18 protein-coding genes and 1 pseudogene are annotated in these 20,778 nt (G+C 60.4%); 9 read left to right on the top strand and 10 right to left on the bottom strand.

Going from position 1 to position 20,778, the window contains the following annotated elements; all coding sequences use genetic code 11:
* Nucleotides 1-37 precede the first annotated feature (37 nt).
* From FJD34_RS15210 to FJD34_RS15195, 4 genes are read right to left on the bottom strand one after another with little or no spacing between them, the layout of a single operon-like run.
* The gene (locus FJD34_RS15210; protein WP_090292391.1) at nucleotides 38-778 is read right to left on the bottom strand and encodes a penicillin-binding protein activator LpoB; all 741 of its coding nucleotides are present in this window, start codon (nucleotides 776-778) and stop codon (nucleotides 38-40) included.
* 3 nt (nucleotides 779-781) lie between these two features.
* Nucleotides 782-1,369, bottom strand: coding sequence for a penicillin-binding protein activator LpoB (gene lpoB / locus FJD34_RS15205; protein WP_032856934.1), 588 nt, complete (start codon nucleotides 1,367-1,369; stop codon nucleotides 782-784).
* Between the two features lie 35 nt (nucleotides 1,370-1,404).
* Nucleotides 1,405-1,773 carry a YcfL family protein gene (locus FJD34_RS15200; RefSeq protein ID WP_090292390.1) on the bottom strand — a complete coding sequence of 123 codons (369 nt, stop codon included), beginning with the start codon at nucleotides 1,771-1,773 and terminating at the stop codon, nucleotides 1,405-1,407.
* A 10-nt stretch (nucleotides 1,774-1,783) separates the two neighbouring features.
* Nucleotides 1,784-3,154: a COG3014 family protein gene (locus tag FJD34_RS15195; RefSeq protein ID WP_090292388.1), complete on the bottom strand. Its 1,371-nt coding sequence runs from the start codon at nucleotides 3,152-3,154 to the stop codon at nucleotides 1,784-1,786.
* Between the two features lie 303 nt (nucleotides 3,155-3,457).
* Between FJD34_RS15195 and FJD34_RS15190 the strand changes: the two genes are divergently transcribed.
* Nucleotides 3,458-5,350 carry an FTR1 family protein gene (locus FJD34_RS15190; protein ID WP_032856939.1) on the top strand — a complete coding sequence of 631 codons (1,893 nt, stop codon included), beginning with the start codon at nucleotides 3,458-3,460 and terminating at the stop codon, nucleotides 5,348-5,350.
* Between the two features lie 114 nt (nucleotides 5,351-5,464).
* Here FJD34_RS15190 and elbB read toward each other — a convergent pair whose 3' ends face one another.
* Nucleotides 5,465-6,133: an isoprenoid biosynthesis glyoxalase ElbB gene (gene elbB / locus FJD34_RS15185; protein WP_065942428.1), complete on the bottom strand. Its 669-nt coding sequence runs from the start codon at nucleotides 6,131-6,133 to the stop codon at nucleotides 5,465-5,467.
* A 118-nt stretch (nucleotides 6,134-6,251) separates the two neighbouring features.
* Between elbB and FJD34_RS28945 the strand changes: the two are divergent.
* Nucleotides 6,252-6,407: pseudogene (locus FJD34_RS28945) on the top strand (sterol desaturase family protein); the annotation flags it as partial.
* Between the two features lie 44 nt (nucleotides 6,408-6,451).
* Here the strand turns inward: FJD34_RS28945 and FJD34_RS15180 are convergent.
* Entirely contained in the window at nucleotides 6,452-7,093 is a 642-nt protein-coding gene (locus FJD34_RS15180; protein WP_065942427.1) for a DedA family protein, read from the bottom strand.
* Between the two features lie 218 nt (nucleotides 7,094-7,311).
* On the opposite strand from FJD34_RS15180, the gene hemB reads away from it, so the two are divergent.
* The 3 genes from hemB (at nucleotide 7,312) to FJD34_RS15165 (ending at nucleotide 12,248) form a co-directional block, all read left to right on the top strand.
* Complete coding sequence (gene hemB / locus FJD34_RS15175; RefSeq protein WP_032856943.1) at nucleotides 7,312-8,325, top strand: porphobilinogen synthase; 1,014 nt, start codon at nucleotides 7,312-7,314, stop codon at nucleotides 8,323-8,325.
* A gap of 18 nt (nucleotides 8,326-8,343) precedes the next feature.
* Nucleotides 8,344-10,566, top strand: coding sequence for a polyphosphate kinase 1 (gene ppk1 / locus FJD34_RS15170; protein ID WP_065942425.1), 2,223 nt, complete (start codon nucleotides 8,344-8,346; stop codon nucleotides 10,564-10,566).
* 152 nt (nucleotides 10,567-10,718) lie between these two features.
* A complete protein-coding gene (locus FJD34_RS15165) occupies nucleotides 10,719-12,248 on the top strand; it encodes an amidase family protein (RefSeq protein WP_223232691.1) in 1,530 nt (509 codons plus the stop codon).
* 3 nt (nucleotides 12,249-12,251) lie between these two features.
* Here FJD34_RS15165 and ppx read toward each other — a convergent pair whose 3' ends face one another.
* Nucleotides 12,252-13,754 (bottom strand): exopolyphosphatase, encoded by a 1,503-nt coding sequence (gene ppx / locus FJD34_RS15160; protein WP_032856946.1) that lies wholly within the window; start codon nucleotides 13,752-13,754, stop codon nucleotides 12,252-12,254.
* Nucleotides 13,755-14,235: 481 nt separating this feature from the next.
* Between ppx and FJD34_RS15155 the strand changes: the two genes are divergently transcribed.
* The 4 genes from FJD34_RS15155 to FJD34_RS15140 all read left to right on the top strand — a co-directional run bounded on the left by FJD34_RS15155 (nucleotide 14,236) and on the right by FJD34_RS15140 (nucleotide 18,755).
* Complete coding sequence (locus tag FJD34_RS15155; RefSeq protein WP_032856947.1) at nucleotides 14,236-14,883, top strand: DUF1120 domain-containing protein; 648 nt, start codon at nucleotides 14,236-14,238, stop codon at nucleotides 14,881-14,883.
* A 135-nt stretch (nucleotides 14,884-15,018) separates the two neighbouring features.
* A complete protein-coding gene (locus FJD34_RS15150) occupies nucleotides 15,019-15,711 on the top strand; it encodes a fimbria/pilus chaperone family protein (RefSeq protein WP_211365095.1) in 693 nt (230 codons plus the stop codon).
* Nucleotides 15,701-18,190 (top strand): fimbria/pilus outer membrane usher protein, encoded by a 2,490-nt coding sequence (locus tag FJD34_RS15145; RefSeq protein ID WP_373290049.1) that lies wholly within the window; start codon nucleotides 15,701-15,703, stop codon nucleotides 18,188-18,190. The genes FJD34_RS15150 and FJD34_RS15145 overlap by 11 nt, the downstream gene beginning before the upstream one ends.
* Nucleotides 18,156-18,755, top strand: a complete 600-nt coding sequence (locus FJD34_RS15140; RefSeq protein WP_082445509.1) for a DUF1120 domain-containing protein — start codon at nucleotides 18,156-18,158, stop codon at nucleotides 18,753-18,755. The genes FJD34_RS15145 and FJD34_RS15140 overlap by 35 nt, the downstream gene beginning before the upstream one ends.
* Here the strand turns inward: FJD34_RS15140 and FJD34_RS15135 are convergent.
* From FJD34_RS15135 to FJD34_RS15125, 3 genes are read right to left on the bottom strand one after another with little or no spacing between them, the layout of a single operon-like run.
* Nucleotides 18,727-19,464: an amino acid ABC transporter ATP-binding protein gene (locus FJD34_RS15135; protein WP_032856949.1), complete on the bottom strand. Its 738-nt coding sequence runs from the start codon at nucleotides 19,462-19,464 to the stop codon at nucleotides 18,727-18,729. The genes FJD34_RS15140 and FJD34_RS15135 overlap by 29 nt on opposite strands.
* Nucleotides 19,451-20,101 (bottom strand): amino acid ABC transporter permease, encoded by a 651-nt coding sequence (locus tag FJD34_RS15130; protein WP_032856951.1) that lies wholly within the window; start codon nucleotides 20,099-20,101, stop codon nucleotides 19,451-19,453. Before FJD34_RS15130 ends, FJD34_RS15135 begins: the two co-directional genes overlap by 14 nt.
* Entirely contained in the window at nucleotides 20,098-20,766 is a 669-nt protein-coding gene (locus FJD34_RS15125; RefSeq protein WP_090292381.1) for an amino acid ABC transporter permease, read from the bottom strand. Before FJD34_RS15125 ends, FJD34_RS15130 begins: the two co-directional genes overlap by 4 nt.
* Nucleotides 20,767-20,778 lie beyond the last annotated feature (12 nt).

Here is a 20,778-nt window from a genome sequence, read left to right as displayed (position 1 = left end):
CTCCCACATTGATGTGTGCTAGCCGAGCCATTGAGGCTCAGCGCAGGATCTTCGGCGCTTCGTCCCTTGGCAGGTTGTTGCGCAATGCCGGCTGGCCGGGCTCTTGATCGCCGCCGCCCAGTTGCTCTTGTAGCTGGCGTGCCACGTCCTCACCCAAGGCTTTCGACACTTCCCTCACCACCCGTGGCCGGTTCAGGTTCACGCGCACATCACGACTGCTCACCAGCTTGGTGTCCTGGCCCTCACCCATGGCGGTAAACGCCGAGGTGATTTCATAGGTGCGGGTGTTGATCAGACTGAAGTCCGCCACCACGCTCAGCCCCAGCACTGCCGAATAGCTGCTGGTGCGATCCAGGGCGTTGATGTCCCGGGTGAAGCCGATGTCCGACAAGGTGCCGAACAGCACATAGTCCGCGCCCTTGAAGTGGCCGGCCTTGATCCGCTTGATCACGTCGTACACATCGCCCTTGGCTTCGCTGGTGTAGGGCGTGCCCTGGACCAGTTGGAATTGGCGCGACTTGAGAATCTCGCCCTTGATATCGCCGCTGAATTTGCGCAGTTCGCCCTGTTCGATGTAGCTGCTGCGGCTTTCGAACTCGCTGTAGCTGGAGGCGCCGCTGGCGTTATAGGCGCTGGCCTGGAAGTTGTTGCTGGCCGAGACTGCGTGGATGTATTCCTCTACGCGGGCTTCGTACGCCAGGTCAGTGACGGCGATCTTGGGGGCCGCCGAGGCGCCAAAGGCGCACAGCAGGCCGAGCAGGCCGATCCATAGGCGCATGGCTTAGCGCTCCGTGGTCTTGCGGATTTCTTTTTCGTCCATCCATTCGGCCAGGCCGCTTTCGACGTCGACCAGTTGCAGGCTGAACTTGTAGAACACGTCCTTGTAGTCGGCGCTGCGCTTGACGATGGAACTGATGGAGCCTTCCAGGCGGTACTTGGCGGCAATCATGTTGCCGGTCTTGCTGACCGTGGATTTCTTGTACAGGCCGCTCTGGTTTTGCAGCTTGAGCTGGTCAACCTGGCTTTGCATATCGGTGTTGTCGCTGGCGAAGCGGGCGGTGCCGGTTTTCATCAACTGCGTCTTGATCGAGGTGGTGATCTCGCGGGTATCGATATACTCGCTGGTCTTGTTCTTCACGTCATACACCTGCACCACCGGGCGGCCCTGGAGAATGCCGGACTGCGCCAGGGAGCGGGTCATGCTTTCGGCGATCATCTGCAAGTCGGTGGAGCCGAACTCGTTGGTCACCAGTTCCACGGCCTTGGTATCGCCGTAGCTGATGTTTTTGCCGCCGATGACCGGCGAGGTGTTGGCGCAACCGCTGGCCAGGACGGCGACTACGGCGAGGAACGAAAAGCGTGCAAGCATGGGAAAGTCTCTCGAAAGCTGAATAGGGGGCAGACTCAAGGCGTTTTCACTTCAAGGCGGAAATCGGCGGCATGGGGCAGATTGGCGATGGCCGGCAGGAAGGTGGCCTGGTTGGCATAGAGGTTCAGCACTTTCCAGGTTTCTTCATCGCCCACCGGGAAGCCATCGGCGCCCAGCCAGGCGAAGCGGTAATACATCATCTGGTTGCTGCTGGTGATGTTGCTCAGTTGCACCTTGGCGGTCAGGAAGCCGTTCTCGCGAGCCACGCGAATCGCGCCGACGGCGATGCCCTTGAACTTGCCCATCACCACGACTTTGCTCGCGGCGCTGCCCGGCTCCGGCGGCGGGGTGGCGCAACCGGCGAGGAAGACCAGCGCCAGGGCGCCGAGGATAAAATGACGCATAACGTGCTCCTTAAGGTTGTTTGAGACTGGCGACAGCCTGGGCCGGGTTGCTGGCGAATACCTGGTTGCCGACCACGCGCAAGGTGATCACCTGATGGCGTTGTTCGGCCTTGACCGTCACCAGGGTGCCGCCCAGGGCATTGGGCAGGCTCACCTGGTGCTCGCCATGCTTGAGGCGCAGGCGTGCGACCTGGGTCATGTCCGGCAGGGTGCGCCAGGTGCGGGTATCGGCGCCCTCGGTGACAGCGGAGGCGATGCCCAGTACCAGACCGGCCATTGGGTTGGTCTGGTTCAGGTTCTTTTGCGTCACGCCACGGCTGATGGCGCGCACGGTGGTGCGCAGGATGATCCCCGGCATATCGTCGCGCAGGGCACGGCGGGACATGGCGGTGGTGCTGTTGAGGGCTGTGAGGTTCTGTTGCCGGCCATCGACACCGATCTGGGCGAAGGTGGCTGTCGAGGTGTCTGGCTTGATCACCGGAAACGACAGCGGTGTGATCACCCAATGCCCGTCGATGGGGATCGGCAGTGGCAGGCGGATCGAGTCGCGCGCCGGCGCCAGGCCGCTCTGGACCACGATCAGCACGTCGCTTTCGTCAGCCGCTACGGCTGAGGCGTCCAGATCGAGCAGGGCCTGTTCCAGCAGCGGCGTGTTGGGGCGCAGTTCGGCGGCCTTGCGATAGCCCGGCGCGGCCAGGTCTTTTTCGCCCAGGGCTTCGTAGACGAAGCCGGCCAGGTAATGGCTGAACGCACTCTGGTAGCTGTTCTTCAGGCCCACCACGTCCGGCGCGTCGAGGCTTTCTACCGGATAGCCGCGCAGGTCCTTGAACTGCGTGGCCACGCCCTGGCGTTCGGCCTCGTTTTCGCGCTTGAGGTATTCCTTGTCCCGCAACTCGGCGATCACGGCTTCGCGTTCGTGGGTTTTCTTGATCTCGGTGCGGGCGCCGTCGAAGTCATTGACCGCCAGCAGGTTGAGCGCCATCTGGGTGGTGAGCATGACTTTTTCGTAGTCATAGCCTTCGTAGCGCCGCACTTTGTCATTGACCAGGAAGCTGCCGAATTGCGAAAGGTAGCGCTCGGTGTCGAACTTGACCGCCTCTTCCCACTTGTACACCGCCAGGTCCGCCCGGTGCCAGGCGGCCTGGCTGCCGGCCAGGTCGCCCTTGGCGCGCAGCAATTCGCCTTTCTCGAAGTAGTAGAGAAGGTCCTTGTCGTCGCTGCTGTTGTTTTTTTCCAGCAGGGTCAATGCGCCGTCGACGTTGCCGCTGGCCAACTGTTGGTTGGTGGCTTGCAGTTCTGTGTCGTAACTGCGGAACATCGAACAACCCGACAGCAGCGTAACTGCGGCGAGGGCAAGGGAGATGAAGACGCGAGATGCCATTGAGGTGCTGCTTCCCTGAGCGTAATCGGCCGAAGGGGCTGGTCGGGCCGAATAACCAATTGCAGGAAAAGCCTTTCCCACATATTCCTCATAAAAAGAGGAGCACAAATGCCGTTTCGCGATAACGAAGGCGGCGCATTATAGGCTGCGCTACTGGCAAAACAATGGCTTTTAAGCTCCATTGTGAAAGGCTTGTGCCACTATCGGAGCACGTCATTTCGGCGGGAAAAGCACTAACGCCTTGAGTCAAACCGATTAAAATTCGACAATGTGTTACTTCTTGTTTCCATTTGAGAGTCATTCATGACTGCCCCCTCCCGTTTTCTCGCCTGGCTGTTGTTGCCGGCGTTGGTGTCGTGCAGCTTCAATCTGCTGGCGGCCACCGCAGAAGGTGCGCCCCAGGCCCTGCATTTACTGGACTATATCGGCGCTGACTATCCGCCGACGGTGGAGGCGGGCAAGGTGGTCGATGAGTCCGAATACCAGGAACAGGTGGAATTTCTCGGTGTATTGCAGGGGTTGGTGGCCGAGCTGCCGGACAAGCCCGAGCGCGCAGGCCTGGTCAAGGGCGTCGATGAACTGTTGGCCGCCGTCACCCGTCACCAGGATGGCAACGCAGTCGCACGTCAGGCGCGGCAGTTAGGTGCGCAATTGGCGGTGGCCTATGAAGTCAGCCAGGCGCCGGCCATTACCCCGGACCCGACCCGCGGTGCGCCGCTGTACGCCCAGCATTGCTCGGTGTGCCACGGTGACGCCGGGGCGGGGGATGGCCCGGCCGGTGTCGGCATGACACCGCCGCCGGCCAACCTGCGCGATGCGCAGCGCCTGGACCGCCTGAGCCTCTACGGCATCTACAACACCCTGGGCCTGGGCGTCGAAGGCACCGATATGCCGTCGTTCGCCGACCAGTTGGATGACCGTCAGCGCTGGGACCTGGCGACCTACATCGCGGGCTTCACCGCTGACCCGGCTGCGGCGAAAAGCGAAAAATCCTTCAACCTGGCGGACCTGGCCCGCCAGACTCCGGAAGAAGTGCTGGCCGCCGAAGGCCCGGACGCCGTGCGTGTATTCCGTGCGCAACGGGCGCAGCCGCCGCAGGTCCAGCGTGGCCCGGCGCAATTGCTGGACTACACCGCTGCCACGCTGGATAAGAGCCTGGCGGCGTTTCGCAGTGGCGAGCATGAACAGGCCTACGACCTGTCGGTAGCCGCGTATCTGGAAGGCTTCGAGCTGGTAGAAAGCTCCCTGGATAACGTCGATGCCAACGTGCGCAAGGACACTGAGAAAGCCTTGATGGCCTATCGGCAGTCGTTGCAGGACGCTCTGCCGATCGAACAAGTCCAGCAGCGCCTGGACGTGGCCAAGGGCAAACTCACTGAAGCTGCCGGCTTGTTGGGCGGCGATGGCCTGAGCTGGTCGTTGAGCTACATCTCGGGCTTGCTGATTCTGCTGCGTGAAGGGCTGGAGGCGATTCTGGTACTGGCGGCGATTCTCGCCTTCCTGCGTAACACCGGCCAGCAGTCGGCGGTGCGCAGCGTCAACGTCGGTTGGGCCCTGGCATTGGTGGCCGGTGCAGCGACCTGGGCCCTGGCGGCCTATGTGATTGACGTCAGCGGCGCCCAGCGCGAGTTGCTGGAAGGCTGCACGGCGCTGTTTGCCAGCGTGATGGTGCTGTGGCTGGGTGTGTGGATGCACGACCGCCGCCACGCGGCCGCCTGGCAGGACTACATCAAGAGCAGTCTGGTGGGCGGTGGTGGGCGTTTTGGTTTTGCGATACTGGCGTTCTTCTCGGTATACCGCGAACTGTTCGAAGTGATCCTGTTCTACGAAACCCTGTGGCTACAGGCCGGCCCCGCCGGACACAACGCCGTCCTGGCCGGTGGCGCCACGGCGCTGGTGCTATTGATGGGGTTGGCGTGGATCATCCTGCGCGGCTCGGCGAAGCTGCCATTGGCGCTGTTCTTCGGGATCAACGCGGCGCTGCTGTGCGCGCTGTCGGTGGTGTTCGCCGGGCATGGCGTCAAGGCGTTGCAGGAGGCCGGTATCTTCGGCACCCGGCCGGTGGCGTTCTTTGACTTTGACTGGCTGGGCATCCATGCCGATGCGTATTCGTTGAGTGCCCAGGCAGTGGCGATCATTGCGATTGTGGTGTTGTACAGCCGCAGCCGGCTGGCCGAGAAGCGCCGGGTGGCCTGATCGCCGGTGCCGGCTTCTGTAGGAGCTGGCTTGCCTGCGATGCAGACGCCTCGGTCTGTCAGTGACACCGAGGTGATGCTATCGCCGGCAAGCCGGGCTCCTACAGGGGGCGGGTCAGGCGTCGTTCTCGTGGGTCAGTTCCAGCACCCGGTCCACCAACTTGTTGATGCCTGAGGCCACTTCGCTGATGTTTTTGGCCAACATGTAGGCCGGTGTGCTCACCAGTTTGCGCGCCTTGTCTTCGACGATCTCGTCCACCGCGCATTCCTGGTGGGTGGCGCCCATCTTGTCCAGGGCTGCTGCCGTGCCAGCATCGTTGCCGATGGTGCACACCACGCCTGGGCCGTAGATTTTCGCTGCCAGCGCCGGCGAGATGCAGATCAGCCCCACGGGCTTGCCCGCTTCGGCAAAGGCTTCGGCCAGCGCCAGTACGTCCGGGTTGACGCTGCAACCAGCGCCTTCAACGGCAAAGTTCGACAGGTTCTTGGCTGCGCCAAACCCACCGGGCACGATCAGCGCGTCGAACTCTTCAACGTTGGCTTCGCGAATATCCTTCACTTCACCCCGCGCTATGCGCGCCGACTCCACCAGCACATTGCGTGACTCGGGCATTTCTTCGCCGGTGAGATGGTTGATCACATGGTGTTGCGCAATGTTCGGGGCAAAGCACTGAACCTGAGCGCCGCGCTGGTCCAGGCGCAACAAAGTGATCACACTTTCATGGATTTCAGCGCCGTCGTACACGCCACAGCCGGAAAGGATCACTGCAATCTTTTTGCTCATGGGCATTTCTCCTGATTTATGGCGTTAAATGTCTACTTATTTGTCGCTCATTGCCAATAGGGCATCCGGCCATTGCACCTAATCTTGATGTAACAATAATTGACCGGATTTGCCCATGGTTTTTGCTCCTTCACAGGAGGAGGACGAAAACGAGGCGGTGATCTTTGGCGTGGCCACGCCGCTGGCCAGTTGGAACCCGCCGTGGGCCAACCTGCAGTTCTATGCGCAATGGTGCAGTGATACCCGGCGCACCGAGAGTGGGTGGCACAAGCTGCCTTGGCCAGCGCATTGCCGCAGGCGGTGCCTCATCGGGCCGACTTACTCGGCGGGTGTCGTAGACTCGGGCTTTTTCGCTTCGGCCTGTACCTGCGCCAACTGGGCTTTCTCGGCGGCGCAGTTTTCCCGCGCCAGGCGGGCATTACGGATGCGCCGGCGCAACCATAAGCCCAGACCGAGCAAGAGCAAGGCGCCGAGCACCCACAGCTCGTACTTCTTGACGCTGCCCAGCATGCCTTCGAGCACGGCGCCGAAGTGGTAGGCCGCCGCGCCCAGCGCTGCCGCCCAGATCGCCGCGCCAATGCCGTTGAGCAACAGATAGCGTCCCGGCGGGTAGCCTGACAGGCCAATGGCCACGGGCATCACTGTGCGCAGGCCATACACGAAGCGGAAACTCAGGACCCAGATATCCGGATGCCGGCGGATATGCTCCAGCGCCCGATCGCCCAGCAGTTGCCAGCGCGGTTTGCGCGCCAGCAATTTGCGCCCATGTTTACGGCCCATGAAATACCAGAGCTGGTCGCCGGCATAGCTGCCGAAGAACGCAACCACCACCACCACGTTGATATCCATGTATCCGCGGAACGCCAGGAAGCCCGCGAGCACCAGAATGGTCTCACCTTCGAAGAACGTCCCCAGGAAGAGGGCAAAGTAGCCAAAGTCATTCAGAAATTGTTGGAGCATTGTCTGGGTGCTGGCGAAATGAACGCGCAGCCTACGCCTTCGTGAACATTCATGAAAGTATCGAGATGTGTCACAAAGTGAACATTTCCTACAGAAACCATGAATGCGGCGACAGGTCGCATGCCGGTTGTATGAGTAAGCACAACTGTCATTCCTTCGTCATAATGGCCGCTTATAACTGTCACGCTCGCCCGTCAAGCCGGGCTCAGGAGTCTGCCGTGAGCTTTACCCCCGCCCAACGCCTGTTTCCCGCTACCCGCCTGCGCCGCAACCGTCGTGATGATTTTTCTCGCCGCCTGGTTCGTGAAAACGTCCTGACGGTGGATGATCTGATCCTGCCGGTGTTTGTGCTGGACGGTGAAAATCGCCGGGAAGCGGTGGCCTCGATGCCGGGTGTCGAGCGTTTGACCATTGATCTGCTTTTACAAGAAGCGGCGCAGTGGGTCGAACTGGGGATCCCGGCGCTGGCGCTGTTTCCGGTCACGCCGGCCGGGCTCAAGTCCCTGGATGCCGCCGAGGCCTGGAACCCCGAAGGTATTGCCCAGCGCGCGACCCGCGCCCTGCGCGAGCGTTTCCCTGAGCTTGGGGTGATCACTGACGTGGCGCTGGACCCGTTCACCACCCACGGGCAGGATGGCATTCTGGATGAAGAAGGCTACGTGCAGAACGACATCACCGTCGACGCATTGGTCAAGCAGGCGCTGTCCCATGCCGCAGCGGGCGCCCAGGTGGTGGCCCCGTCGGACATGATGGACGGTCGGATCCAGGCGATTCGCGAAGCCTTGGAGCTGGCCGGCCATGTCAATGTGCGGATCATGGCCTATTCGGCCAAGTACGCCAGCGCCTACTACGGCCCGTTCCGCGATGCGGTCGGCTCGGCGTTGAACCTGGGCAAGGCCAACAAGGCCTCGTACCAGATGGACCCGGCCAACAGCCATGAAGCCCTGCACGAAGTGGCGGCGGACCTGGCCGAAGGTGCCGATATGGTGATGGTCAAGCCCGGCATGCCGTACCTGGACATCCTTTATCGGGTCAAGGAGGAATTCAAGGTGCCGACCTTTGTCTATCAGGTCAGTGGTGAATACGCCATGCACATGGCTGCGATTCAAAATGGCTGGTTGAGTGAAGGAGTCATCCTGGAATCCCTTACCGCCTTTAAACGTGCGGGGGCTGATGGCATCCTGACTTACTTTGCCGCCCGTGCCGCCCAATTGCTTAGAGAGCAACCATAGCCCTCACAGGAACACTCGATGAATACCGAAGGACTCACAGACGTTGCCGTAAAAGATGCGCATCCGGTGGTTGAACAAGTCGCCGAAACCCCGCCGGAGCTTGCACCTGAGCAGCCTGTCGTGCTCGCGGAGCCGATGGTGGCGGCACCGCCTATCGTGATTCCGAACCTGGATGACAGCAGCCTGTATATCCATCGCGAGCTGTCGCAACTGCAATTCAACATCCGCGTGCTGGAACAGGCGCTGGATGAGTCCTACCCGCTGTTGGAGCGCTTGAAGTTCCTGCTGATCTTCTCCAGCAACCTGGATGAGTTCTTCGAGATCCGTGTCGCCGGCCTCAAGAAACAGATCACCTTTGCCCGTGAACAGGCTGGCGCCGATGGCCTGCAGCCGCACCAGGCCCTGGCCCGCATCAGCGAACTGGTGCACGGCCATGTGGATCGCCAATACGCCATCCTCAACGACATTTTGTTGCCGGAGCTGGAAAAGCATCAGGTGCGCTTCATCCGTCGGCGCAACTGGACCGTCAAGCTCAAGACCTGGGTGCGTCGCTATTTCCGTGACGAAATCGCGCCGATCATCACCCCGATTGGCCTCGACCCGACACACCCGTTCCCGCTGCTGGTGAACAAGAGCCTGAACTTTATCGTCGAACTCGAAGGGATCGATGCCTTTGGTCGTGATTCGGGCCTGGCGATCATCCCGGCGCCGCGCCTGTTGCCACGGATCATCAAGGTACCGGAAGAGGTCGGGGGGGCTGGCGATAACTATGTATTCCTTTCGTCGATGATCCACGCCCACGCCGATGACCTGTTCCAGGGCATGAAGGTCAAGGGCTGCTACCAGTTCCGCCTGACCCGTAACGCCGATTTGGCCGTGGATACCGAAGACGTCGAAGACCTGGCCCGCGCCTTGCGCGGTGAGCTGTTCTCCCGCCGTTATGGCGATGCAGTACGCCTGGAAGTAGCGGACACCTGCCCAAAACATCTCTCGGACTACCTGCTCAAGCAGTTCAACCTGGCCGAGACCGAGCTGTACCAGGTCAATGGCCCGGTGAACCTGACGCGCCTGTTCAGCATTACTGGCCTGGACAGCCATCCGGAGCTGCAATACACGCCATTCACCCCGCAGATCCCGAAACTGCTGCAAAACAGCGAGAACATCTTCAGCGTGGTCAGCAAGCAGGACATCTTGCTGCTGCACCCGTTCGAGTCGTTTACCCCGGTGGTCGACCTGTTGCGCCAGGCTGCCAAGGACCCACACGTCCTGGCCGTGCGCCAGACCCTGTACCGCAGCGGCGCCAACTCGGAAATCGTCGATGCGCTGGTGGATGCCGCGCGTAACGGCAAGGAAGTTACGGCGGTGATCGAACTGCGTGCGCGGTTTGACGAAGAATCCAACCTGCAACTGGCCAGCCGCCTGCAAGCGGCCGGTGCGGTGGTGATCTACGGTGTGGTCGGCTTCAAGACCCACGCCAAGATGATGCTGATCCTGCGTCGCGAAGCCGGTGAAATCGTGCGTTACGCGCACCTGGGTACCGGTAACTACCACGCCGGCAACGCCAAGCTCTACACCGACTACAGCCTGCTGACCTCCGACGACGCCTTGTGCGAAGACGTCGGCAAACTGTTCAGCCAATTGATCGGCATGGGTAAGACGTTGCGCATGAAGAAGCTGCTGCATGCGCCGTTCACCCTGAAAAAGGGCATGCTCGACATGATTGCCCGCGAGACCCAGTTCGCCCTCGACGGCAAGCCGGCGCATATCATCGCCAAGTTCAACTCGCTGACCGATCCGAAGATCATCCGCGCGCTGTACAAGGCCAGCCAGTCCGGTGTGCGCATCGACCTGGTGGTGCGTGGCATGTGCTGCCTGCGCCCGGGCATTGCCGGGGTGTCGCACAATATTCACGTGCGTTCGATCATCGGCCGCTTCCTGGAGCACACGCGGGTGTTCTACTTCCTCAACGGCGGCGAGGAGCAGATGTTCCTCTCCAGCGCCGACTGGATGGAGCGCAACCTCGACAAGCGTGTGGAGACCTGCTTCCCGGTGGAAGGCAAGAAGCTGATCATGCGGGTCAAGAAAGAGCTGGAGAGTTATCTCACCGATAACACCCACAGCTGGAGCCTGCAGTCGGATGGGCGCTACGTGCGCAACACGCCGACCGGCAACCAGAACCCGCGCAGTGCGCAGGCGACGTTGCTGGAGCGGCTCGGCAGCCCGGTGCTGGCCGTTCGTTGACGCTCCCCTCATGGAAGCGGGCAGGTCCGCTTCCATGTTTCCCGCCTACATCCACCACTGAGAAATCGGACAAGCCTGTCGGATTTGCCAGGTTGGGGGTTGTATGTTCCCGTTCCTAGACTGACCTCTGGCTATCAGGCGATAGCCTGTACATGGCAGTTGAGGATTTTTCGATGATGGGATCAGGCATAGGAATCGGGTTGGGAGCAGCGGGGCTTTACGAGGCATTGACCTCGCCGCCGAAGGGCTACCGCAGTGCGCAGGCCATGTCGCGCGACATGGCCCGGGCGGCGGTGACGTCTGAGTCTCTGGTGCGGGACTCGTTGAAAAACATCGCAAACATCGATCATGGCTTGCAAGGCGGCAACGCGTTTGTGCAGATCAACCCCGATGCGCTTGAGCAGGCGCGGGCGCGCGATCAGGAGCGTAACCGCGGCGGGGTGTGCGGCTTTTTGCACGGTGTGCCGATTGCCCTGAAAGATGTATTCGAAACCCGCGGAAAAATGCACACCAGTGCGGGTTCCCGTGCGCTGCTAGGTTCGCCGACGACAAAAAACGCCAAGGTCGTGGATAACTTGCTCAAGGCGGGTGCAGTGATCGTGGGTAAAACCAATATGAGTGAGCTGTCCAACTTTCGCTCCAGCGTACCGGTTGATGGCTGGAGCTCCCGTGGCGGGCAAACCCTTAACCCTCATCGACTGGGTGGGCAGGTGGCGGGGTCGAGTACTGGATCGGCCGTGGCGGTAGCCCAGGGACTTGTCCCGCTCGCATTGGGCATCGAGACCAACGGTTCGATCATTGCGCCGGCGGCCTACAACGGTGTGCTCGGTTTGAAAACCACGGCCGGACTGGTGAGTACCGAGGGGGTGATGACCAGCTCAAGACTGGACTCGGTGGGCACGTTTACGCGTAACGTGCGCGATGCTGGCGAAGCGCTAAACGCCATGGTCGAAACAACGGTCTACACCGCCGGGTTGACGCCCGATGCCTTGCAGGGCAAACGCATTGGCTACACGCCGGTGCCTGAGTTGTCGCCAGAGCAGGCCAGGGACCCGGCCAGGCGCGCGGATAGGCAGTATTTCGAGGACGCGATCAGATTGCTGGTGGCCAAGGGGGCAGTCCTTGTGCCAATAGCCAGCCTGGACGCTGATGTGGCGCCAGAGACGTACGATCAATACAACGATGCGCTTTTTGCAGGGCTCAAGCAAAAAATCGACGGCTACCTAGCTGGCAGGCAAGGGTTGTCGGTGAAGTCGTTGGCCGAGCTTATTGCGTTCAACGAGCGTGACAGGCGAGCCGGAGAGCCGGACCAGGCGCTGCTGGAACACATCAACAGCCTGGCGGTGACGGATGAGCAACGGGAGCGGTTGTGGGAGGCTGTTCTCCCGATTTTCAGGGATATCTTCGATAAGCCACTGAAGGAGCATAAGCTGGACGCGGTGCTGTCGAGTTTTCGTTCAGACAGTTATTTCTTTGCCGCGGCAGCTGGCTACCCCGGCATATCGGTGCCCTCGGGCATGGATGATGAGGGCATGCCAACCGCGCTGCACTTTGCGGGTACGAGCAACAGTGAAGCCACACTGCTCTCGGTTGCGTATGGCTATGAACAGGCATCGCAGGCTATCCGCGAGCCGGCGTTCCTGCCTGGCGCGCCGATGTTGTCGTCGGCCGAGAGCGTCTAGGGATCAGCACACGTTCAGGCTTAAACCCACTCGCGTCAGCCACTCGGCTTCCTGGGCAAAATCCGCCTGGGTCAGTTGGTTCTCGTCCAGCCAATCTTCGGGGAATACCACATCCAGGCTGTCACCATTGGCGCGCAAGGTGACCTGCGGCATCTGCTGGGTGCCACGGATGTGGTGGAACAGGATCGCAAAGCGCAGCAGGGCGCACAGGCGAATCAGCTTGATGCCCTCGGCGCCGAACTCGGCGAACTTGTCCTTGGGAATATTGCGGCGATGACCGCGCACCAGCAGCGCCAGCATCTGCTGGTCTTCCCGGGAAAAGCCCGCCAGGTCGGAGTGCTCGATCAGGTACGCGCCGTGCTTGTGGTAATGGTAGTGGGCGATATCCAGACCCACTTCATGGACCTTGGCTGCCCAGCCCAGCAGTTCACGCCAGACCCCGTCCTGCAGGTCCCAATCCTCGGCGACCTGGTCAAACGCATGCAGCGCCTTGCGCTCCACCCGCGCCGCCTGCTCCAGGTCGACGTGGTAGCGCTCCATCAGTGAGCCGAGGGTGCGCTCACGCACATCTTCATGATGATGGCGGCCCAGCAGGTCGTAGAGCACGCCTTCACGCAGGGCGCCATCGCAGTGGTCCATGCGTTGCAGTTCTAGGGCGTCGAAGATGGCCTCAAGGATCGCCAGACCGGCCGGGAAGATGGTCCGGCGATCGGGCTTGATGCCCTCGAAGTCGATTTTCTCGGCATCGCCGAGCTTGAACAGCTTGCGCTTGAGCCAGGCCAGGCCTTCGGCATTCACCTCGCCGGTGCCGTGGCCGCCAGCCTTCAGGGCCAGGCCGATGGCGCGGATGGTGCCGGATGAGCCGATGGCTTCATCCCAGGTCAGGCGGTGCAGGGCATGCTCGATGCTCATGATCTCCAGCCGCGCCGCCGTGTACGCCTGGGCGTAGCGGGCCGGGGTGATCTTGCCGTCCTTGAAGTAGCGCTGGGTGTAGCTGACGCAACCCATTTGCAGGCTTTCGCGCAGCAACGGCTCGAAGCGCTGGCCGATGATGAACTCGGTGCTGCCACCGCCAATGTCAGCCACCAGGCGTTTGCCGGGGGTATCGGCCAGCGTGTGGGAAACACCGAGATAGATCAGGCGTGCTTCTTCACGCCCGGAGATGACTTCCACCGGGTGCCCGAGGATCTCCTCGGCGCGGCGGATGAATTCGCCACGGTTACGCGCTTCGCGCAATGCGTTGGTACCGACGATTCGCACGGCGCCCTGGGGCATGCCGTTGATCAGTTGGGCAAAACGCTTGAGGCAGTCGAGCCCGCGCTGCATGGATTCTTCGTTGAGCTTGCGCTCATCGTCGATCCCGGCAGCCAGTTGTACCTTTTCGCCGAGCCGCTCAAGGATGCGGATCTCACCGTTCTGGGCCTTGGCCACGACCATGTGAAAGCTGTTGGAGCCCAGGTCGATGGCGGCGATCAGGGACAGATTCTTGGCTTGGGATTGCGGCATGGGTAGGGGATCTCGGTCGATAACCTTGCCATCGTGCCACGATCAAACGCTGACGCCAACGCGTAGTGCTCGGTGATTTGTCCTACGCCTGCTCTTGATCAAGTTTTGTAGGAAATGTAGGGAAAATTTCCGGATGACCGATGACATATCTTTAGTGGGGTGTAGGGAACTAAAAGGCTTTTAGAGAATTTTGGAGATTATATAATTTCCTACAAGAGTAGTTAATTATACTCATCCTTAATCTGCTCTGGACTACTTTGGTGGGTGGTAAAAGAGTCAGTTGTTTTAAACGAGTCCCACAGAGTTCTGGGTGTCGTCTTATATTTATTGAGTGAGTCGAAGGTGAAACTGTCGGTCGGCAATGATGCCGTGGTGTTATTTATTTATAGCTTTGTGTTTCAGGGAGGAACTAATGGCGATGAAGGAATTGCCTGGTTATTAAAGAAGTAATGCCTGAACACTTTCTAACGACAGGTCGATCATGAAAAAAGTATTGGGTTTGACGATGGGTGTTATTTGCCTGGCTGCAAGTATTGGCGCTCAGGCAACAAACGTTGCTCAGTTGGTAGTGCGGGGGACGATCACGCCCGCAGCCTGCAATTTGAGCTTGGGTAATAGTGGCATCATCGACTATGGGGTTATCCGTTCCGGTGAGTTGTCCCAGACCAGCTTCAATCCTCGCTCACCGCAAACCACATCGTTGGTTGTCAACTGCGGTACCACCCCGGCCAAGTTCGGCCTGACCCTGACCGATTTGCAGGCGGGCAGCAAGGTCACTGGCATTCTCGGCGGCGGCTATACCGAAGCGCAGAACTTCGGGTTGGGCGCTGTATCGTCCCGACGTACCGGGGGGTACTCGGTCACTCTGCGAGATCTGAGGTCTTCAGGTCTCACGTTGAGTCCGATCATGCGGGTCAGCACCGGCGCCTGGCAGAACAGTGACGGAAAAGTCGCACAAGCGCCTACCCAGTACTCGTGGCGTAATGGTGCGAGCATAACCCCCGCATCCATTGCTCAGCTCACGGGCATCATTGAAGTGATGGCGGTCATTAACAAAGCGCAAGACTTGGACCTCACCCGTGATGTGACGCTGGATGGCCGCGCCACCTTAGTGCTTAGTTACATCTAAACCTCTAGTAACAGCCGATATTGAAACGAAAAGTGTCATGACGCTTTCGGGACTTGTCGGCTGTTTTTCTGTGCGTTTGCTATTTGTCTTGATCGTTGCGGAGAAAACACAGTGAGTTGTTTTTTGAAAGCAGGTGTGACGCTGTCGTGGTGTGCAATATTATTGTTTTGCGCAAGTGGCATGGCGGTGGCCGATGGTATGCAACCCGAAACAACGGTTGTCGTGCTTTATGAGGAGAACGGTGAAGCGACGATCAATATCAAGAACACAGATCCGGGGCCCGCACTACTTCACTCGGTGATCGAGAATATACCGGAGGATAAAGAGCCACTGCTGATCGTCACGCCACCGATTACCCGGGTCGAAGCCGGTGAGACCCAGTTGGTTCGTTTTATCAATACATCTGGCACGCCGCTCAAGACCCAACGATTGAAACGTGTTTCCTTTGAAGGCATTCCCCAGGCCCGCAGCCCTGGTGGGGCGACCATTGGCTTTACCCTGCGGCAGAATTTACCGCTGATCCTGCATCCCAAGGGGTTGGCCAAGCACCAGGCACCCTGGGAGTTGTTGAAATGGAAGCGCCAGGGCAGTGGCCTGGCCGTTCATAACGACAGTGCGTATGTGGTGCGGTTGGCGCTGGAGTTGCAACTGCTCCCGGGGAAAACGTTGGCAACCTTGCCGCGCAGTTACATCCTGCCAGGTGAAGTACTGGCGGTTGATGCCCAGGGGCCACTGGCGGGCGTTACCTCGGTCGTATTGCAGCCCGCCACGGTGTACGGGTTCACCGTTGACAGCTACAGCGCAGATGTTGCCGATCATGGGATTTAACCGAGTGGTGGGCAAGGGAGTGGGCGGCGCCTGTTATTCGGGGCTGTTCATGGGGTTGGCAACCCTTTTTGGGCATCATGGGGATGCATTGGCCATCGAGTTGGGGGAAGGGTTTGACCTGGCAGCCCTGACCACTCATGGCATTGATCCAAAAGTTTCGGACTATTTCCGCAGCGCGGCGCGTTTTCGCGAAGGTGTCCAGGTGGTCGGGCTGCGGGTCAATGGCGCGGCGCTAGGCTTGGTGGATGCCCGGTTCGATTACCAGGGCCAACTGTGTTTTACCCGGGGGTTACTGGACAAAGCTGGTTTGCGGGTGCCGCCTGCGGTCTTGCAGGCTGGTGTGACGGCCGACCAGACGTGTCACGATTTCCTTGGCGAGTTCCCGGCGACGTTGGTGAGATTGCGCCCCGGTAGTGACGAGGTGTCCCTGGTGGTACCTACGCAATCGTTGCGTGAACCCGAGTGGGAGGCTGGCAGTTTCAGCCAGGGCGGTACGGCCGCCATGCTCAATTACGATGTGCTTGGATTCGATAACCATGCGCGCGGCGACTCCAACCGTTTTGTCTCGGCCTATACCGAGGCGGGCTTCAATCTTGGCAACTGGATTGTGCGCAGTCGGCAGTTCTATGTTTCCGATAACGGCAAGGGTAGCAGCGAACATGTGTACGCCTATGCCCAGCGAGATTTCGCGGCCTTGAAGTCGACCTTCCAGGCGGGTCAGATTTCCAGCAGGAACCCGGTATTTGGCGGCCTCCAGCTCTCGGGGTTCCAGCTCTTTCCTGATGGTGTCGCCCGTGTCGGGAGCACCAACGGTGTAGTGGTCGAAGGCTTGGCCCATAGCCAGGCAAGGGTTGAGGTGCGCCAGTCCGGGGTGTTGATCCATTCGACCCTGGTGCCCGAAGGGCCTTTTCGCCTGACGGACCTGCCACTGCTCAATGGTACCAGCGACCTGGACGTGAGTGTCATCGGTACGCGGGGAGGCAAACGCAGTTTCGTGGTGCCTGCGGCGTCTTTCGGTGCCTACGTGCCCGTGCAACCTGGTTTCGACTTTGCGCTGGGCAAGGTGCGGGAAACCATCGCCAGCAACAGGGAGCAACCGGTGGTGGCGATGGGCAGCGGCACCTGGGATTTGGGTGCAGGCACAGCCCTGGGGCTCGGTTTATTGGGGACGGATGAATACCACGCGGCAGGTGGCACGTTGAGTCGTGTCTTTTTCCAACGGGTTTCAGTGAGAGCACGACACAATCGGTCCCGCGATAAGGTTCGCGGTGTGGGCGGGACACGCAACTCCGTGTCGCTGGGTAGCCCGTTGGGCGCGGGTGTTGAGGCAAGCCTGAGTGCCACCACCCAGAGTCGAGGTTACCGTGATGTCCTGGAGGTCGGCACAGCCTCGACCAACGATCTTCTGGACACGCGTTTTCAGCGCCAGTACACCGCCGGACTGAGTTGGGCCGCGCCGGTTTTGGGTACGCTCTCCGTCACCTACTCCCATAACGCGCAATTTGACGGGCAGAGCACCGAGCATGTGTTCGCGTCGTGGACCAAGCGTTTCGACGACGTCGATGTCGCACTCGTCGCCGACTCGCAGACCGGTCCGTCGCGCCGGCGAAAGCGCCGTTATGCCGTCAACGAGGAACTTCCCTCCGAAGGGCTGTCGGTGCGCCTGCAAGTCAGTGTGCCGTTTGGCGATGATCGCCGCCTCACATCTTTCGCCAGCCGGCGCAACGGCCGCTCCGATATCGGTACAACACTGTCGGAACGGGTCAACGAGTATGTGAACTATGAAGTGGGCACCGAGCGCGACCTTACGGATCGCCAGAAGGCGGTGCATGGTCGTGTAGACGTCATGCCTCGCTACACCCGCGTGGGTGCGGGGGTGAACCGGGACGCATCAGGCACCACCTACACCGGGCAATTGCAGGGGGGCGTCGTGGCTCATGGACAAGGGCTGACCTTTTCACCCTACGCGGTGCAGGATACTTTCGGCCTGCTATCGGTGGGAAACATCACGGGAGCCAAAGTCTCGACACCCCATGGGCCGGTCTGGACCGACTACCGCGGTCACGCGGTCATTCCTGGATTGCCGGCCTATAGCACCAGCCACCTCGAAGTGCAGACCCAGTCCCTGCCCAAGCGTGTCGATCTCAAGAACGGCACCCAAACGCTTGCCGCTGCTCGTGGGTCGTTCAATTCCGTGGAGTTCAAGGTGGTCAGCGCCCGTCGGGTTCTGTTGACGGCCCATGACCCGCAGGGACGTGCGTTACCCCAGGGCGCTGCAGTATTTGGCCAGGACAAGGCCTTCCTGACCAACGTAGTGGGCGACGGCCTGATTTTCCTGAATGACAGCCAGCCCCAACAGACCCTGAGTGTTGAGCTACCGGGCTCTACGAAGCCTTGCCTGCTGCAACTGAACCTTGAGCCAGAGCCCTCCAATGACAAACTTTATGAAACTGCTTCGGCGACCTGCCGTGCGTTGTAAATCGATCGGCAGGATTTATCCGTGTCTTTTATTCGTCGTGGCGTTATTGGCCAGCGAGGCCAGTCTCGCTACCTGTCAGTTGGCGTTAAGCCAGCCACGGGTCGACTACGGCGTAATGCGTCAAGCGCCCGATGAACATGTCAGTGCACAGTCTTACGGTACCCGGACCGTGCTCCTGAACGTGGTGTGCATTGATCCCGTTCCCATGGCAGTACGGTTCAGTGGGGTACCTGCGGGGCCTTTGGGCTTTCGGTTTGGCGCCACCGGGGCCTTTGCCCTGAATATCCGGCACGCCCACCTTGATGGCCGACCCGTGGAGTTGGTCGCCGAGAGCTCGGTGCCTGCGCACGCCAGCGAGCGGCTTGTGCCCGGGCAGGTCCTGATTGCCCGTGCGGCTGGCGTACCGATAACGGGCCGACGGCTATCGGCACAACTGGAGATCGCCCCATTCCTGCCGGTTGACGCGTTCTCTGTGCGCAGCGAAACGACGCTCCAGGGCCAGGTGCAGGTCGAGTGGTTGTCGCATGGCGTTGGCGTCAGCCCGGCGACTCCACCGAGCCAATGAAATTGGCCAGTTCGGCGGTGCGCGGTTGGGCAAATAGCACTTTCGGGTCACCGACTTCATGCACCTTGCCCTGGTGCATGAACACCAGCTTGTCGCCGACTTCCCGGGCAAAGCGCATTTCATGGGTCACCATGATCAGGGTCATGCCGTCCTTGGCCAGTTGGCGCACCACACTGAGTACTTCGTTGACCAGTTCCGGGTCCAGGGCCGAGGTGATTTCATCGCACAGCAGCACCTTGGGCGACATTGCCAATGCGCGGGCGATGGCCACCCGTTGCTGCTGGCCGCCGGACAGGCGATCCGGGAACGCGTCGAACTTCTCTCCCAGGCCGACACGGTCGAGCATCTGTCGTGCCAGTTCCGCAGCCTTGGCCTTGGTGACCTTTTGCACGACCTGGGGCGCGAGCATGACGTTTTCACCCACGGTCAAATGGGGGAACAGGTTGAACTGCTGGAACACCATGCCGACTTTTTGCCGCAGGCTGCGCAGGTCGGCACGGGCCGCATCGAGGTATTCGCCGTCGACTTCAATCACCCCGTCGTTGATCGACTCCAGGCCATTGAGGGTGCGCAGCAACGTAGACTTCCCCGAGCCGCTGCGGCCGATGATCGCCACCACCTGGCCTTCCTCGACACTCAAGTCGATACCTTTGAGCACATGGTGATCGCCGTAATACTTATGCAGCGCGGATATTCTAAGCAGAGGCATGCAGTCTCCTTTCCAGGTAGCGGGCACTGAGGGACAAGGGGTAGCAGAGCAGGAAGTAACCGAGCGCCACCAGGCCGTAGACCATGAAGGGCTCGAAGGTGGCGTTGGCGAGCATGCCGCCGGTCTTGGTCAGTTCGGTGAAGCCGATGATCGACGTCACCGCCGTGCCCTTGACCACCTGCACCGAGAAGCCCACCGTCGGTGCCACGGCAATTCGCAGGGCCTGGGGCAGGATCACATAGCGCAGTTGCTCATAAGGATTGAGCGCCAGGCTGGCGGAAGCCTCCCATTGGCCATGGGCAATGGAGTCGACACAGCCGCGCCAGATCTCGGCCAGGTAGGCGCTGGTAAACAGGGTCAAGGCAATCGCGGCGGCCAGCCACGGCGAGATATCGATCCCCAGCAAGGCGACACCGAAGAACACCAGGAACAATTGCATCAACAACGGCGTGCCCTGGAACAATTCGATATAGGTCCGGGCGATGTTGCGCGGTAGCGCCTTGGGGCTGATGCGCAGGGTCATCACCAGCAAGCCGATCAGCCCACCGCCGATAAACGCCACCAGCGACAACAGTAACGTCCACTGCAGGCCGGTCAGCAGGTTGCGCACGATGTCCCAGAATGAAAAATCACTCATCGGCTGTTCCTCATTACATAGCGGCGACCGATCCAATTGAGCAACTGGCGGATCATCAACGCCATGCACAGGTACACCAGCGTGGTCAGGGCATAGGTTTCAAAGGCGCGGAAATTGCGCGACTGGATAAAGTTGGCGGCAAAGCTCAACTCTTCAGTGGCGATCTGCGAACACACCGCCGAGCCGAGCATCACGATGATGATCTGGCTGCTCAGGGCCGGCCAGACCTTGCCCAGCGCCGGCAGCAGCACCACATGGCGAAACGCTTCAAAACGCGTCATGGCCAAGGCTGCCGCCGCCTCCAGTTGCCCGCGAGGAATCGCCTGGATACCGGCACGAATGATCTCCGTGGAATAGGCGCCGAGGTTGATCACCATCGCCAGTACCGCCGCCTGCCATTCGGAAATCTGCAAGCCCAGGGACGGCAGGCCGAAGAAGATGAAGAACAACTGCACCAGGAACGGTGTGTTGCGAATCAATTCGACATACACCCCGAAGAACCAGTAGAACGGCTGGATTTTCCAGGCGCGCACCACGGCGCCGACAATCCCCAGCGCCACCCCCAGGATCGCACCGATGGCGGTCAGCTCCAGGGTGAACAGCGCGCCACGCAACAGCAGGTCGGTATTGGCCAGCACCGGCACAAAGTCGAATTGATAGGCCATCAATCAGCTCCG

The sequence above is a fragment of the Pseudomonas brenneri genome (assembly GCF_007858285.1).
Lineage (GTDB): Bacteria > Pseudomonadota > Gammaproteobacteria > Pseudomonadales > Pseudomonadaceae > Aquipseudomonas > Aquipseudomonas brenneri.
The sequence above is the reverse complement of the archived record's forward strand: the minus strand, read 5'-3'. Positions and strand labels throughout refer to the sequence as shown.

Coding starts and splice junctions, on each gene's coding strand:
- FJD34_RS15210 (WP_090292391.1), bottom strand. CDS start 778: ATGCGCCTATGGATCGGCCTGCTCGGCCTGCTGTGCGCCTTTGGCGCC.
- lpoB (WP_032856934.1), bottom strand. CDS start 1,369: ATGCTTGCACGCTTTTCGTTCCTCGCCGTAGTCGCCGTCCTGGCCAGC.
- FJD34_RS15200 (WP_090292390.1), bottom strand. CDS start 1,773: ATGCGTCATTTTATCCTCGGCGCCCTGGCGCTGGTCTTCCTCGCCGGT.
- FJD34_RS15195 (WP_090292388.1), bottom strand. CDS start 3,154: ATGGCATCTCGCGTCTTCATCTCCCTTGCCCTCGCCGCAGTTACGCTG.
- FJD34_RS15190 (WP_032856939.1), top strand. CDS start 3,458: ATGACTGCCCCCTCCCGTTTTCTCGCCTGGCTGTTGTTGCCGGCGTTG.
- elbB (WP_065942428.1), bottom strand. CDS start 6,133: ATGAGCAAAAAGATTGCAGTGATCCTTTCCGGCTGTGGCGTGTACGAC.
- FJD34_RS15180 (WP_065942427.1), bottom strand. CDS start 7,093: ATGCTCCAACAATTTCTGAATGACTTTGGCTACTTTGCCCTCTTCCTG.
- ppk1 (WP_065942425.1), top strand. CDS start 8,344: ATGAATACCGAAGGACTCACAGACGTTGCCGTAAAAGATGCGCATCCG.
- FJD34_RS15165 (WP_223232691.1), top strand. CDS start 10,719: ATGGCAGTTGAGGATTTTTCGATGATGGGATCAGGCATAGGAATCGGG.
- ppx (WP_032856946.1), bottom strand. CDS start 13,754: ATGCCGCAATCCCAAGCCAAGAATCTGTCCCTGATCGCCGCCATCGAC.
- FJD34_RS15155 (WP_032856947.1), top strand. CDS start 14,236: ATGAAAAAAGTATTGGGTTTGACGATGGGTGTTATTTGCCTGGCTGCA.
- FJD34_RS15145 (WP_373290049.1), top strand. CDS start 15,701: ATGGGATTTAACCGAGTGGTGGGCAAGGGAGTGGGCGGCGCCTGTTAT.
- FJD34_RS15140 (WP_082445509.1), top strand. CDS start 18,156: ATGAAACTGCTTCGGCGACCTGCCGTGCGTTGTAAATCGATCGGCAGG.
- FJD34_RS15135 (WP_032856949.1), bottom strand. CDS start 19,464: ATGCCTCTGCTTAGAATATCCGCGCTGCATAAGTATTACGGCGATCAC.
- FJD34_RS15130 (WP_032856951.1), bottom strand. CDS start 20,101: ATGAGTGATTTTTCATTCTGGGACATCGTGCGCAACCTGCTGACCGGC.
- FJD34_RS15125 (WP_090292381.1), bottom strand. CDS start 20,766: ATGGCCTATCAATTCGACTTTGTGCCGGTGCTGGCCAATACCGACCTG.